The 14,096-nt window shown below is 72.9% G+C and carries 10 protein-coding genes; 7 read left to right on the plus strand and 3 right to left on the minus strand.

What is annotated here, in order from left to right; all coding sequences use genetic code 11:
* The first annotated feature begins 97 nt into the window (after positions 1-97).
* The 5 genes from AC07DU_RS10035 to AC07DU_RS10055 all read left to right on the plus strand — a co-directional run bounded on the left by AC07DU_RS10035 (position 98) and on the right by AC07DU_RS10055 (position 7,179).
* Complete coding sequence (locus AC07DU_RS10035) at positions 98-2,344, plus strand: MMPL family transporter (protein ID WP_479110608.1); 2,247 nt, start codon at positions 98-100, stop codon at positions 2,342-2,344.
* 39 nt (positions 2,345-2,383) lie between these two features.
* Positions 2,384-2,938 carry a GNAT family N-acetyltransferase gene (locus AC07DU_RS10040; protein ID WP_453371678.1) on the plus strand — a complete coding sequence of 185 codons (555 nt, stop codon included), beginning with the start codon at positions 2,384-2,386 and terminating at the stop codon, positions 2,936-2,938.
* A gap of 100 nt (positions 2,939-3,038) precedes the next feature.
* On the plus strand, positions 3,039-3,614 hold the full coding sequence (locus AC07DU_RS10045; RefSeq protein WP_453371679.1) for a hypothetical protein: 576 nt from the start codon (positions 3,039-3,041) through the stop codon (positions 3,612-3,614).
* Positions 3,615-3,805: 191 nt separating this feature from the next.
* Positions 3,806-3,973, plus strand: a complete 168-nt coding sequence (locus AC07DU_RS10050; RefSeq protein ID WP_360894733.1) for a hypothetical protein — start codon at positions 3,806-3,808, stop codon at positions 3,971-3,973.
* An 80-nt stretch (positions 3,974-4,053) separates the two neighbouring features.
* Positions 4,054-7,179 (plus strand): helix-turn-helix transcriptional regulator, encoded by a 3,126-nt coding sequence (locus AC07DU_RS10055; RefSeq protein ID WP_479110611.1) that lies wholly within the window; start codon positions 4,054-4,056, stop codon positions 7,177-7,179.
* Here the strand turns inward: AC07DU_RS10055 and AC07DU_RS10060 are convergent.
* The 3 genes from AC07DU_RS10060 to AC07DU_RS10070 form a co-directional block, all read right to left on the minus strand.
* Complete coding sequence (locus tag AC07DU_RS10060) at positions 7,142-7,333, minus strand: DUF6191 domain-containing protein (RefSeq protein ID WP_479030844.1); 192 nt, start codon at positions 7,331-7,333, stop codon at positions 7,142-7,144. The genes AC07DU_RS10055 and AC07DU_RS10060 overlap by 38 nt on opposite strands.
* A 30-nt stretch (positions 7,334-7,363) precedes the next feature.
* Complete coding sequence (locus AC07DU_RS10065) at positions 7,364-8,596, minus strand: PQQ-dependent sugar dehydrogenase (protein ID WP_479110613.1); 1,233 nt, start codon at positions 8,594-8,596, stop codon at positions 7,364-7,366.
* A 104-nt stretch (positions 8,597-8,700) separates the two neighbouring features.
* Complete coding sequence (locus AC07DU_RS10070; protein WP_479110615.1) at positions 8,701-9,708, minus strand: aldo/keto reductase; 1,008 nt, start codon at positions 9,706-9,708, stop codon at positions 8,701-8,703.
* A gap of 73 nt (positions 9,709-9,781) precedes the next feature.
* Here AC07DU_RS10070 and AC07DU_RS10075 point away from each other — a divergent pair, with 73 nt between their 5' ends.
* Positions 9,782-10,729 carry a 2-hydroxyacid dehydrogenase gene (locus AC07DU_RS10075; RefSeq protein ID WP_479110617.1) on the plus strand — a complete coding sequence of 316 codons (948 nt, stop codon included), beginning with the start codon at positions 9,782-9,784 and terminating at the stop codon, positions 10,727-10,729.
* 284 nt (positions 10,730-11,013) lie between these two features.
* Positions 11,014-13,920, plus strand: a complete 2,907-nt coding sequence (locus tag AC07DU_RS10080; RefSeq protein WP_479110619.1) for a putative bifunctional diguanylate cyclase/phosphodiesterase — start codon at positions 11,014-11,016, stop codon at positions 13,918-13,920.
* Positions 13,921-14,096 lie beyond the last annotated feature (176 nt).

Genomic DNA, 14,096 nt, shown 5'->3' on the forward strand with positions numbered 1-14,096 from the left:
CGGGGTGATCCCCCGGCGGCGGGCCGGGTCTTCACGCGTTCACGTTCTTTGCGACGGGCTGATCCCGGTAAAGACGAACCACCAGGGAGCACGTCCGTTGGCAGTAATCGCACGGTGGTGCATGCGCCACCGTCTCCTCGCCGTCCTGATCTGGCTCCTCGCACTCGGTGGGACCGCGGCCGCCGCAGCAACCGCCGGAGCGGCGTTCTCCAACGACTACGAGGTGCCCGGCACCGAGTCCGGCAAGGCGAACGACCTCCTGCGCGAGGGCTTCCACGGCCAGGGCGGCGACACCGACACCATCGTGTGGCGGGCCCCGGACCACCAGAGCGCGCGCACCCCCGACATCGAGCAGCGCATGACCCGGGCGCTCGACGCCGTCGCGAAGCTCCCCGGCGTCGGATCGGTCGCCGGCCCCTACGGTCCCGGCCCAGAGAGCGCAGCGCAGATCAGCCCCGACGGGCGCACCGCCTACGCCGTGGTCACCTTCGACCGGCAGGCCGACTCCGTGCCCAAGGCCCAGGCCAGGGCGGTCGTCGCCGAGGCGAAGAACCCGGACACCGAGGCCGGCGGACTGCAGGTCGAACTGGGCGGCCGCGCCATCCAGCTCACCGAGGCGCCCACCGCCCACCTCGCCGAGGTCATCGGCGTCGCCGTCGCCGCCCTGGTGCTCTTCCTCGCCTTCGGCTCGCTCGCCGCGAGCCTGCTGCCCATCGCGACCGCCCTGGTCAGCGTGGGCACCGCCTACTTCGGCATCACCCTGCTCGGGCACGCGATGCCGGTCGCCGACTTCGCCCCGATGCTCGGCACCCTCGTCGGGCTCGGCGTCGGCATCGACTACGCGCTGTTCATCGTCACCCGGCACCGCAAGGGCCTGGCGCGGGGCCTCTCGGTCGAGGAGGCGGCCGCGAACGCCGTCGCCACCACCGGCCGCGCCGTCGTCTTCGCCGGTGCCACCGTCTGCATCGCCCTCCTCGGCATGCTGGTGCTGCGGCTGGACTTCCTGGACGGAGTGGCGATAGCCGCCTGCGTGACGGTGGTCCTGACGGTCGCCGCCTCCGTCACGCTGCTGCCCGCCCTCCTGTCGTACATCGGTACGCGCGCCCTCTCGCGCCGCGAGCGCCGCAAGCTCGCCGCCGAGGGTCCGCAGCCCGAGCGGGCCTCCGGCTTCGCCGCCCGCTGGTCCGTCTTCGTCGAGCGGCACCCCAAGCTGCTCGGAGCCGCCGCCACCGTCGTCATGCTGGTGCTGGCCCTGCCCACGTTCTCCCTCCACCTCGGCACCTCCGACCAGGGCAACAACCCGGCCACCTCCACGACCCGCAAGGCGTACGACCTGCTGGCGCAGGGGTTCGGCCCCGGTACCAACGGCCCGCTCACCGTCGTCGCCCGCCTGGACGGCGCCGGTGACCGCCTCGCCGTCGACGGGCTGGCGCAGGCGCTCCGTACGACGAAGGGCGTCGCCTCCACCGGTCCCGCCGTCTTCAACCGCAGCGGGGACACCGCGGTCCTGACCGTCGTGCCCGACTCGGCCCCGCAGTCCCGGGCCACGAGCGAACTCGTCGACACGCTGCGCCAGGACGTCATCCCGCGCGCCGGACACGGCAACTCCATGGAGGTCCACGTCGGCGGCGTGACGGCCGGCTACGACGACTTCGCCGAGGTCATCATCGGCAAGCTGCCGCTGTTCGTCGGCGTGGTCATCGCCCTGGGCTGCGTGCTCCTGCTGCTGGCCTTCCGGTCCCTCGGCATCCCGCTCAAGGCGGCGGCCATGAACGTCGCCGCGGTGGCCTCCTCCTTCGGGGTCGTCGTCGCGATCTTCCAGTGGGGCTGGGGGAGCGAGCTGCTGGGCCTGGGCAGCGCCGGGCCCGTGGAACCCTTCCTGCCCGTGATCATGGTGTCCGTCCTCTTCGGCCTGTCGATGGACTACCAGGTCTTCCTCGTCAGCCGGATGTACGAGGAGTGGCTGGCGACCGGCGACAACCAGCGGGCCGTACGCGTCGGCCTCGCCGAGACCAGCCGGGTCATCAACTCGGCGGCCGTGATCATGATCTCGGTCTTCCTCGCCTTCGTCCTCAGCGGCGACCGGATCATCGCGATGTTCGGCATCGCGCTCGCCGCGGCCGTGGCCCTGGACGCCTTCGTACTGCGGACCCTCCTGGTCCCGGCCCTGATGCACATGCTCGGCGGCGCCAACTGGTGGCTGCCCGCCTGGCTCGACCGGCGGCTGCCCCGGATCAGCATCGAGCCTCCGGAAGAGCGGCCGCATGCGAAACTTCCGGCACAGCGGCCCGGCCTGACGGCCGCGAGCGAGGACGGCGCCGAGGCGGCGACGGCCTCCCGGTGATCCGGCGACAGCGCCGCACGAGACCGAAGGAAGGCCCGCATGTTCTCGATACCGCTGACTGATGACGCTCAGCTGTTCCCGCTGGAGGCGCGGCACGCCGAGGAGTTCTTCGCGCACATCGAACGCGGACGCGCCTTCATCGGCCAGTACGTCTCCTTCCCGGACCGGTCCCCGGACGTCGAGTCCGCCCGGGCCCTGCTCGCCACGTACGCGGTGAAGGCCGGGGAGGACGGCGCGCGGTTCTTCGGCATCCGCCTCGACGGCACCCTCGTGGGCGGGGTCCTCTTCCCCGTCTTCAACGCGGCCACCGGCAACTGTGAGATCGGCTGCTGGCTGGAGCCCGCCGCGGCCGGCCGGGGCCTGGTCACCAAGGCCTGCCGCGTCCTGATCGACTACGCCTTCGGCGAGCGCGGCATGCACCGCGTCGAGTGGCACGCCGCCAGCGCCAACAAGAAGAGCCTCGCCGTCGCCGAGCGCCTGGGGATGACCCGCGAGGGCGTCCTGCGGCAGAACCACCTCCACCGCGGCGTCCGCCAGGACACCGAGGTCTGGTCGATCCTCGCCCCCGAGTGGGCCGCCGCCACGTCGGCCTGAGCCCGGTCCCGCGCCGCGCCGGCCGCGGCGCGGCACAGGACGTCGGCGAGAGCGGCGGATTCTCAGAAGACTCTCAGACAAGACGCCTACGGTGCCCCGCATGGACACCACCAAGACCCCCGCCCCGAACGCCCCCGAGGCGGAGACCACGCCGGCCGACCTGGCCAAGACCGAGAACGACCAGCCCGCCGGGGACCCGACCGACGTCGAGCTCACCGGCGAGGAACTGGACGACGACGAGCTCGCCGAGGACCAGGACGAGGCCGAGGCAGCGGAGCCCGGTCACGTCGGCTCGGCGGCCTCCGCGATCGTCGCGGCCGGCCTCGGTGTGGTCGCCCTCAGCGGAAGCTGGGTCGCCGGCATCGTGTCCGAGCGCGCGAGCGTCACCGGCCGGCTGGAACTGAGCCAGGGCGCCGACGCCAACGCTCAGATCGCCGCCCAGTTCGCCGACCCGTGGCACGCCACCGCCATGGTGAACGGCGTCTTCTCCGCCCTCGCCCTGATCATCGCCACCTTCGTGCTGGCCCTCCCGGCCTTCAGCACCCCCGAGCGCACCCTGCCCACCTGGGTCCGGTCCGTCTCCTGGGCGGGCATCGCCCTGGGCGCCCTCGGCGTACTGCTCTTCGTCCTCATGTACTTCGACCTGCTCCTCACCATCCCGAAGGCAGCGGGCTAGGACGCACTGCGGCACCTCCTTAGGCCGGCCGCCGGGGGTCCTTAGGGCGGGGGGGCTCCCTGGGCCCCCGGCCTAAGGACCCCCGCCCCCCATAGATGCGGCATGCGACCGATGTGGCGCCGCCCCCTGGGACGCGAAGCTGGAAGCACACCGAACGAGGTGTCCAGGCAGCGCCGACCAGGGAGTACGAGATGTTCCAGCACGAGATCGCAGCCGCCCGCAACGCCGACCTCGCCCGCAAGGCCGACGCGTACCGTCTGGTGCGCGAGGCCAGGAAGGCGCGCCGTGCCTCCTCGCGAAACCAGGAACCCGAAGGGTCGGTGACCGTGCACCGCGGCCGTTTCGCCCGCGCCGCGTGATCCGCGCCGCGGCCCGGGTGAACTGACACGTGATGAGAAGAGCCCCGGCCACCAGTGCCCCCCGGCCAGACCACTGTGCGATGCTCGCCGACGTGGAGACGAGATCTGTCAGCCCGGTGTTCGTGGGCCGCGCCGACGAACTGGCCGTACTCACCGACGCGCTGACCCGCGCCGCCCGCAGTGAACCGCAGGCGATGCTCATCGGGGGAGAAGCCGGGGTCGGCAAGACCCGCCTTACCGAGGAGTTCCTCGGCGAGGCGGACCGCCGCGGCGCCGTCGTCGCCGTCGGGGGCTGTGTGGAGATCGGGGCGGAGGGACTTCCCTTCGCCCCCTTTTCGACGGCTCTGCGCACCCTGCACAGGCTGCTCCCCGAGGAGTTGGCGGCCGCTGCCGCCGGCCAGGAGGACGAACTCGCCCGGATCCTCCCCGAGCTCGGCGACACCCCGCGCGGCCCGCACGACGAGGAGAGCACCGCCCGGCTCTTCGAACTGACGGCCCGGATGCTGGAGCGGCTCGCCCGCGACCGCACCGTCGTCCTCGTCCTGGAAGACCTCCACTGGGCGGACACCTCCACCCGGCACCTGCTCTCCTATCTCTACCGCACCCTGGCCAGCGGCCGGCTCGTCGTCGTCGCCACCTACCGGGCCGACGACGTCCACCGCCGGCACCCGCTGCGCCCGCTCCTCGCCGAGCTCGAACGGCTCCGCACCGTCCAGCGCATCGAGCTGTCCCGCTTCAACCGGGCGGAGGTGCGCCGCCAGCTCGCCGGCATCCTCGCCGCGCAGCCCGCCGAGGACTTCGTCGACTCCGTCTTCGACCGGTCCGACGGCAACGCCTTCTTCGTCGAGGAACTCGTCGCCTCCCGGGAGAGCGGCTGCCGCACCGGACTCACCGAATCCCTGCGCGACCTGCTCCTCGTCCGCGTCGAGGTCCTCCCCGAGGAGACCCAGCGCCTGGTTCGCATCGTCGCCGAGGGGGGCTCCACCGTGGAGTACCCACTGCTGCGCGCCGTCGCCGGGCTCACCGAGGACGAGCTGATCCAGGCACTGAGGGCCGCGGTCGGAGCCAACATCCTGATCGCCACACCCGACGGCGACGGCTACCGCTTCCGGCACTCGCTCGTCCGCGAGGCCGTCAGCGACGACCTGCTGCCCGGCGAGCGGGCCCGCGTCAACCGCCACTACGCCGAGGCCGTGGAGGCCGACGGCTCGCTGATCCGCGCGGGGGAGCGCATCATCCGGCTGGCCAGCTACTGGTACCAGGCGAACGACCCGGCCAGGGCGCTGCCCGTCGTACTGGCCGCCTCGGTGGCGGCCCGCCGCCGTCACGCCTACTCCGAGCAGCTGCGCCTGCTGGAGCGGGCCATGGACCTGTGGGACAGCGCCCCGGAGGAGGTCCGCGAGGCGCTCCGCCCGGCGGACTACACCGAGGTGTACCCGCCCCTGACCTGCGGCACGGCGGACGACGGCGGCCGCGCCCCCGCGCCGGCCCCGCTTCAGCGGCTCGACCTGCTGGCCGAGGCGACCGTCGCGGCACGCTACGGCGGCGAACCGGAACGCGCCCTGAAGATCACGAAGACGGCGCTGCGCCTGCTGGAGGAGGACGGAGACCCGTTGCGGGCCGCCTGGTTCTGGACCGAGCGCTCCCGGCTCGTCGCCGGCCTCGGCCGCGGCGACGGCTGGGAGGAGATAGCCAAGGCGCAGGACCTGGTCCGGGGGCTGCCCCCGTCCCAGGTGCACGCCGAGGTCCTGGCGAAGGCGGCGAACTGGGGCCTGCTCCACAAGCCGGGCCCCGGCAACCTCGCCGCCGCCGAACGCGCCGTCGAGTACGCGCGCATGGTCGGCGCCGAGGAGACCGAGCTCAACGCCCGGGTCGCCGTGGGCTGCCTGCGCACCGACTTCGGCGACGTGGACGGTGGTCTCGCCGAGATGCACGCGGTCCGGGAACGGGCCACGGAACTCGGGCTCGCCATGCTGGCGGGACGTGCGCATATCAATCTCACCTCTCAGTTGGAAAGCCTGGGCCGCTCCCGGGAAGCCGTGGAACTGGCCGAACAAGGGGCTGAACTGGGCAGGAACTCCCGGCTGCTGGACACCGAGGCGTGGCTCTGCGGGAACATGGCCGAGAGCCTGTGCAGCCTCGGCCGCTGGGACGAGGCGGCCGAGGCCGCCCGGCGCACCCTGCTCGTCGGCCAGAGCGCCGCCCCCCGCGGCTCGGCCGCCGCACGCCTGGCCTACCTGGCGCTGGCCCGGGGCGAGTTGACCGAAGCGGCCCACCAGCTCGCCGCCGCCCACGCCCACTTCGGCGCCCACGAGGCCCAGCCCCAGCACCGGATACCGCTGTTCCGCCTCGCGGTCGGGCTCGCCGCGGGGGAGGGCCGGATCGCCGACGTCCGCGCCGAGACCGCCGCCGCCGTCGCCTACGGGTTCCCGCTGGGGCACCACCGCTACGCCTGGCCGCTGCTCCTCGCCTCCGCCTCCGCCGAGGCGGACGCACGGGGCCTCCCGGCTGCCGACGCCGGCCGGGACGCAGCTCTGGACCTGCTGCGCACCGCCGCCGACGCCCTCAGCACCCCGGTCCCGGTGTGGTGCGCCCACGCCGCATACCTCCGGGCCGAGCTGCTCAGGGCCGAGGCCCGGGACACCGTCGCCGACTGGGCATCCGTCGAGGAGGCCGTCCGCCCGCTGGAGCGCCCGTACCTCCTGGCCCGGGCCCGCCACCGGCTCGCCGAGGCGCTGCTGGCCGCCGGCTGCGAGCGGGAGCCCGCGGCCGTCCTGCTCTGCGAGGCCTACGCCACGGCCGACCGGATCGGCGCCCGCCGGCTGCGCGAGGACCTGGCCCTGCTCGCGCAGCGCGCCCGGCTACCGCTCACCGCCGCCGAGCCCTCCCCGGCCCCGTCCGGACCGCGGACCGACCCGGTCGAGGCCCTCGGCCTGACCAGCCGCGAGCGGGACGTGCTGCGCCTGGTCGCGGCGGGTAGCACCAACCGCAAGATCGCCGAAGAGCTCTTCATCTCCCCGAAGACGGCGAGCGTGCACGTCTCCAACATCCTGGCGAAGCTGGGCGTCACCGGCCGCGGCGAAGCGGCCGCCCTCGCGCACCGGCTACGGCTCTTCGCCCCGCCCGGCCCGGTCAGCCCGTCCGGCCCGGTGAGTCACCCCGCCCCGGTCAGTGCGCGACCGGAGGCTGCTCGGCCAGGCGTATGAGCACCCTGCCCGAGGCGAGGTCTATCGGGCCGCGTCCCGGATCGTCGTCGTCGACGTCGGTCCGGGACAGCTCCAGCCGCTTCCTCTCCTCGTCCGTGTGCCTGCGCCCCGGATTGAACAGCTCCTCGATCATGTTGAACACCGCGTCCACCACGCCTTCCCTCCCCCTGCGGGGCTCCGTCGGCTATCGCACCGTCAGTGTCAGGATCCTGTCGTCGCCCGCTTCCGGCGACCCGCGCCCATCCGTCTCGCTCGTGACCAGCAGCAAGGAGTCCCCGCCGAGCGGCACCACCGTGCGCAGGCGGCCGTACTTCCCCTCCAGGAAGGCTTCGGGCTCCGCCACGGGCCGCGCCCCGGCCAGCGGGATCCGCCACAGCCGCTCGCCCTTCAGCCCGGCCATCCACACGGACCCCTGGGCCCAGGCGATCCCGCTCGGCGAGGCCTCGTCGGTCTTCCACACGGCCACCGGATCGCGCATGCCCGGTCTTCCCGCCTTCCCCTCGGCCTCGGGCCAGCCGTAGTTCGCGCCGGGCTCGATCAGATTCAGCTCGTCCCACGTGTTCTGGCCGAACTCGGCCGCCCACAGCCGTTTGTCCTGGTCCCAGGTGAGGCCCTGCACATTGCGATGCCCGTAGGAGTAGACGACGGAATCGGCCTCCGGATTGCCGGGCGCCGGATCCCCGTCCGGGGTCATCCGCAGGATCTTGCCGCCCAGCGACTTCCTGTCCTGCGCCAGTCCCCGGTCGCCGGTCTCACCCGTCCCCGCATAGAGCATCTTGTCCGGACCGAAGGCGATCCGCCCGCCGTTGTGCACCAGGCCCTTGGGAATGCCCCGGAACACGGTGTCGGGCGCGCCCAGTTGCTGACGGGCCGGTCTGTTCTCGTCATAGCGCAGCCGGGCGATGCGGTTGTCGGACTCGGTCGTGAAGTACACGTACACCAGCCGGTCGGAGGCGAAGGAGGGCGACAGTGCGAGGCCCAGGAGCCCGCCCTCTCCCCCCGGAGCCACCCCCGGCACCTTGCCGATCTGCGTCACCGCGCCCGAGCCCGCCGCGATCCGGCTGATCGTCCCCTTGTCCCGCGAGGCGACCAGCAGGTCGCCGCCGGGCAGCGGGGCCACGCCCCACGGCGATTCCAGGCCCTTGGCGACCTCGCCGGTGACCGTCACCGCCCCCTTGGCCGGCGGGCCGGTGGCCTCCGGCGAGGCGGACGCTCTCGCCGACGCGCCCGCCGACCCGGAGCCGGCCGCGCCCGTGCCCGGTGGCGAGCTCCCCCCGGCGCCGGGGGCTCCCGAAGGCGAGCACCCCGCCGCCAGCAGCGCACCGCACCCGGCCAGTGCCACCGCCGCCAGCACGCTCCGGCCCCGCGTGCCTTGGGCCTCGTACCCCACCCGCGCGGGAGAACTTCCGTATCGCATCGCCCTGCTCCCTTCCGGTCCTCCGATCGTGCCCGTCATCTGTTTCAACAGACCCAGCAGTCCGCGAAGTTCCACCGCTCGTACACTCGATCGAGTGGTTGCGGTCAGTCCCAGGCTCCCACCGCGCCCGGCAGGGACGCGATCTCCGCCAGGTCCCCGGCCGTGAGCTGCACCTGCGCCGCCCCCGCGTTCTCCGCGGCCCAGTGCGCCCGGTCGGCCCCGGGCACCGGCACCACCTGCGGGCCCTGCGCCAGCACCCAGGCCAGCGCCACCTGCGCGGCCGTGACCTCGGGCCCGTGCCGCCGCGCCACCCGCCGCAGCTGCGCCACCAGCACCTGGTTCGAGGCCATCGCCTCCGCCGTGAAACGCGGATGGCGGGCCCGTACGTCCTGCGACTCGAACCCCTCGCCCGGGGTGAGCGTCCCCGTGAGGAACCCGCTGCCCAGCGGCATCGCCGCCAGGAACCCCACCCCGCGCGCCGCACACCACGGCAGCAACTGCCACGCCGCCTGCGGCGACCACACCGACAGCTCCGCCTGCACCGCGCTCACCGGGAACACCTGCTGCGCCCGCTCCAGGTGCCGCAGGGTCGTCCCGTACGCCCGGTCCCCGCGCCGCCCCGCCCCCGGACCGGCCCCGGCGCCCAGCGCGCAGAAGCCCAGCGCCCGTACCTTCCCCGCGGCCACCAGCTCCGCCATGGCACCCCAGGTCTCCTCGACCGGAACCTCCGGATCCACCCGGTGCAGCTGGTAGAGGTCTATGACGTCGGTCCGCAGCCGCCGCAGCGAGGCGTCGCAGGCCCGCCGCATGTAGCCGGGCCGCCCGTCGGCCACCACGTGCTGCTCGCCCGCCCGCAGGCCCCCCTTCGCCGAGACGAACGCCTCCGAGCGCCGCTCCCGCAGCACCCGGCCCAGCAGCAGCTCATTGGTGTAGGGGCCGTACACATCGGCCGTGTCCAGCAGGTTCGACCCCAGGTCCAGCGCCGTGTGCACGGCGGCCAGCGACTCCTGCCCGCTGCGCCGCGAAGGCGCGTACGCCCAGCTCATCGGCATACATCCGAGGCCGATGGCGCCCACGCTCAGCGCCCCCGCCCCGATCGACCTGCGCTCCACGCCTGCGTCCTCCTCCCGCTCCGGCCAACAAACTAACGGCTTGATCAAGAAGCCTTGGCATAGCCTCGTGATCATGACTGCAATGACCCCGGACGTCTGGCTTCCGTTCCCGGCCGAGGAGATCGACGGCCTCCCCGACTCCTTCCGCTACCGCCTCTGGGACGGCGAGGACGCCTTCCCGGCGGATCCCGCGGACTGCGTCTTCTACGTGACCCCCTACATGAAGTCCCCCGAGGTCACCGTGCGTCCGCTGGCCGCCATGCCCGCCGTCCGGGTCGTCCAGACCCTGACCGCCGGCATCGACCACGTCCTCGGCGGCCTCGGCGACCTGCGTCCCGGCGTACGGCTGTGCAACGCCGTCGGCGTGCACACGGCCAGCACCGCCGAGCTGGCCCTCGCCCTGACCCTCGCCTCCCTGCGCGGCATCCCCGGCATGGTGCGGGGCCAGGACCGCGAGGAGTGGCGCTCCGGCTTCTACGACGCACTCGCCGACAAATCCGTTCTGATCATCGGCTACGGATCCATCGGCTCCGCCATCGAGGACCGGCTGGTGCCCTTCGAGTGCGAGCGGATCACACGCGTGGCCCGTACGGCGCGCACCAGCGCGCGCGGACCCGTCCACGCCCTCTGCGACCTTCCCCGACTCCTGCCGCACGCCGACGTGGTGATCCTCGTGACCCCGCTGACCGAGACCACCCGGGGCCTGGTGGACGCCGGCTTCCTGAGCCGGATGAAGGACGGCGCCCTGCTGGTCAACGTGGCGCGCGGACCCGTCGTCGACACCGAATCCCTGCTGGGCGAAGTGGAGTCGGGCCGCCTGCGCGCGGCGCTCGACGTCACCGACCCGGAACCGCTGCCCGCCGGCCACCCGCTCTGGCATGCTCCGAATGTCCTGATCACGCCTCATGTGGGGGGCAGCAGTTCGGCGTTCGAGCCGCGGGCCAAGCGCCTGCTGGCGCGCCAGCTCACCCGGTTCGCCGCCGGGGAGCCCGTGGAGCACACGGTGTTGATCACCGAATAAGGCATGCCTGGCGCACGCTCCGCAGTCGCATGGATGCATTCGGTGGACACAACTCCCCTATCAGTAACGGAGCGTAGAGCAACTATGTCCCTGAGTGACGAAAGTGGTGTATCGTCCGGAAGAAGGGGCTGCGCCACGAACGTCTGGCGCTGGGGAGTGATCGGACACTTTGGGGGGCGACGGGCGATGCACGGCCAATGGACGAAGGATCCGCTGCGGCAAAGCCGCCGGAGGCGACGCTGCCGGGACTGGACTGCGCCGGAACCAGCCGGCGAGGGGGACCGGTGAATGCCCCGGGGACGGCGCTCTTGAACCGGCCGTCCGTCTCCGGCGACGGCGGGGGCCCGGCGATGCAGCTCCTGCTCGCACTGGTCTGTGGCGGATACGCCGTCGGCGCCGCGCTCAACTGGGGGTCGAAGGAAGTCGCTGCGATCATGGGTGATTTCGGACTCAGCGCGGCCGGCATACTCGCCGCGGTCTCCTGCTACTCCTACGCGCGGGCGATCGACAGCCGTGAACGCCCCGCCTGGCTGCTCTTCGCCTTCTCCTCCCTCATGGGCGCCACCGGAAACGCCGTCTGGGGCTGGTACGAGGTCATCCTCGGCGAGAGCGTGCCGAAGCTCTCGCTCGCCGACTTCGCCTTCCTCTGCTTCGCCCCGCCCGCCATCGTCGGGCTGCTGGTCCTCGCCAAACGCCCGGTCACCCGCGCCGGCTGGGTGTGCCTGGGGCTCGACTGCTGGCTCATCGCAGGCTCCCTGTTCACCCTGTCCTGGAGCGTGGCCCTGGCCCAGGCGGCGCGGAGCGCCCAGACCGGCGACCCCGACGGCGTGCCGCGCGCCGCGCTCTCCCTCGCCTATCCGCTCCTGGACATCGCGCTCGTCTCGATGGTCCTGGTCCTGCACTTCCGGCGGAGCGAGGACAACCGCTCCGCCGTCAACACCGCCATCGCCGCGCTGGCCCTGACCGTGCTCAGCGACGCCCTGTTCACCTCGCCCCTGCTGAGCGCCGAGTACAAGTCCGGACAGCTGCTGGACGCGGGCTGGTTCGCGGGCTCGCTCCTGCTCGCGTACGCGCCCTGGGGCGCCAAGCGCGCGCATCCGGGCCCGGAGCCCGCCGGGCGCCCGCGGCCGGAGCGGGTGCACAGCCGCCCGATCACCGGCTCGCTGCCCGCCCTCACCCCGTACCTCGCGGCCGCGGTGTGCACGCTCGGCATCCTCTGCAACGTCGTGGACGCCAGGAAGGTCGACCGGACGGTCGTCTTCACCGGCTGCACGGTCGTGCTCGCCCTGGTCATCCGGCAGGGCATCATGCTCCTGGACAACATCGCGCTGACCCAGGAGCTGGCCCAGAAGGAGAACCACTTCCGCTCCCTGGTCCAGGGCTCCAGCGACGTCATCATGATCGCCGCGCCCACCGGGACCCTGCGCTACGTCAGCCCCGCCGCCGCCGGGGTCTACGGACGCGAGGCGGAGGAGCTGGTCGGCACCGAGCTCGCCACCCTGATCCACCCGGACGACCTGGGCCGGGTGGTCCACGAGGTGCGCCGCTTCCTGGCCGCGCCGCCGACCGAGGAGCCCACCACCCGCATCGAGTGCCGCTTCAAGTCGGGCGGCGGCGACTGGCTCAATGTGGAATCCACCGTCAACCGCCACCAGGGCGGGCTCATCCTCAACAGCCGCGACGTCACGGAACGCGTCAGGCTCCAGGCCCAGCTCCAGTACAGCGCCGAACACGACCCGCTGACCGACCTGCCGAACCGGGCCCTGTTCACCCGCCGCGTCTGCCAGGCCCTGACCGGCCGGCGCGCCGGCGACCACAGCACGGCCGTGCTCTTCATCGACCTCGACGGCTTCAAGGCGGTCAACGACACCATCGGCCACCAGGCCGGCGACGAGCTGCTCATCGAGGCCGCGCGCCGGCTCCAGGACTCGGTCCGCGCCGGGGACACCGCCGCCCGCCTCGGCGGCGACGAGTTCGCCGCGCTGATCCTGGGCGACGGGAACCGCGACCGCAGCGCCCGCGAGTACCAGGTGCGCGAGATCGCGGACCGGCTGCGCACCACCCTCTCCCAGCCGTACCGGATCGGCGCCAGCGAGGTGCGGGTGGCGGCCAGCATCGGTGTCGCCTTCGCCGACCAGGGCATCACCCCTTCGGACCTGATGCGCAACGCGGACCTGGCGATGTACCGGGCCAAGGCGGGCGGCAAGGACCGCGTGGAGCTGTACGCCCCCCAGATGCAGGCGGAGCTCGTACGGAAGGCCGAGCTGGCGGGCCGGCTGCGGACCGCACTGCACGAGGGCGAGTTCGCCCTGCTGCACCAGCCCGTCGTCTCGCTCGCCACCGGCGAGATCTCGGCCGTCGTGGCGCAGGCCCGCTGGCGTTCGGCCCAGGGGATCCTCTTCACCCCGGCCGAGTTCCTCCGGGTCGCCGAGTACAGCGAGGGCGGCTCCGGCCCCGCGGGCCCCGAGGCGCTGCCCGGCTTCCCCGGCGGTTCCCCCGCCCGCGTCGCCGAGCTGGGGCGCTGGCTGCTGGAGGAGGCCGTGGAGCAGGCCGCCGACCGGCACCGGGCGGGGCACGACGTGCCCGTGGCCGTACGGATGACCGCCCAGCGGCTCCTGGACGGCGCCATGCCGCTCGGCTCCGTGGAGGCCCTGCTGACCCGGCACGGGCTGCCCTCCGGGGCCCTCGTGCTGGAGCTCGCCGTATCCGATCCCAGAGTGCCCTTCGACGACCTGGAGCGCCGCCTGACGGGCCTGCACCGGCTCGGGGTGGGCATCGCCCTGGACGGTTTCGGCAGCGGTTACGCGGCCATCAGCGCCCTGCGCCGCCTCCCGGTGGACATGCTCAAACTCGACCGGGGCCTGGTGGAGGGGGTGGTCGAGTCCGCCCGCCTGCACAAGATCACCGCAGGTCTCTTGCGGATCGCAAACGACCTGGGCATGCAGTCGGTGGCCGACGGTGTGGACCTCCCCGAACAGGTGACGGCCCTGCGTGCGATGGGCTGCACCCACGGCCAGGGAGTGGCGTTTTCCGGACCGCTCGACGAGTACAGGCTGCGGCGCGCGCTGGTGCGCGGTACGTTCCCAGTACCGGGTGGAGCGGCCCAGCCCGCTCTGGCAGGCGGTTCCCCCGGGGGCTCGATGGCCATCCGCAGAGGCTCACATAATGAGACGCCCGTCCCACCTACTTGACATCACCCTCCCGCCAGAGGGAGGGTCAGTGCCATGCGCACCCGAATTCTCGTACTTGGAAAGCGCGTCGGCTGAAGCTGGGGCCAGCATGTCCCCGCTCCGCACACCCGACGCGCTCCCCTCGCTTGCCTCCCGGCACGAGGGGTTTTTTGTTGCACTGGCACAGAGTCGAATCC

It is taken from the genome of Streptomyces sp. NPDC045695 (assembly GCF_056432025.1).

Coding starts and splice junctions, on each gene's coding strand:
- AC07DU_RS10040 (WP_453371678.1), top strand. CDS start 2,384: ATGTTCTCGATACCGCTGACTGATGACGCTCAGCTGTTCCCGCTGGAG.
- AC07DU_RS10045 (WP_453371679.1), top strand. CDS start 3,039: ATGGACACCACCAAGACCCCCGCCCCGAACGCCCCCGAGGCGGAGACC.
- AC07DU_RS10050 (WP_360894733.1), top strand. CDS start 3,806: ATGTTCCAGCACGAGATCGCAGCCGCCCGCAACGCCGACCTCGCCCGC.
- AC07DU_RS10055 (WP_479110611.1), top strand. CDS start 4,054: ATGCTCGCCGACGTGGAGACGAGATCTGTCAGCCCGGTGTTCGTGGGC.
- AC07DU_RS10065 (WP_479110613.1), bottom strand. CDS start 8,596: ATGCGATACGGAAGTTCTCCCGCGCGGGTGGGGTACGAGGCCCAAGGC.
- AC07DU_RS10075 (WP_479110617.1), top strand. CDS start 9,782: ATGACTGCAATGACCCCGGACGTCTGGCTTCCGTTCCCGGCCGAGGAG.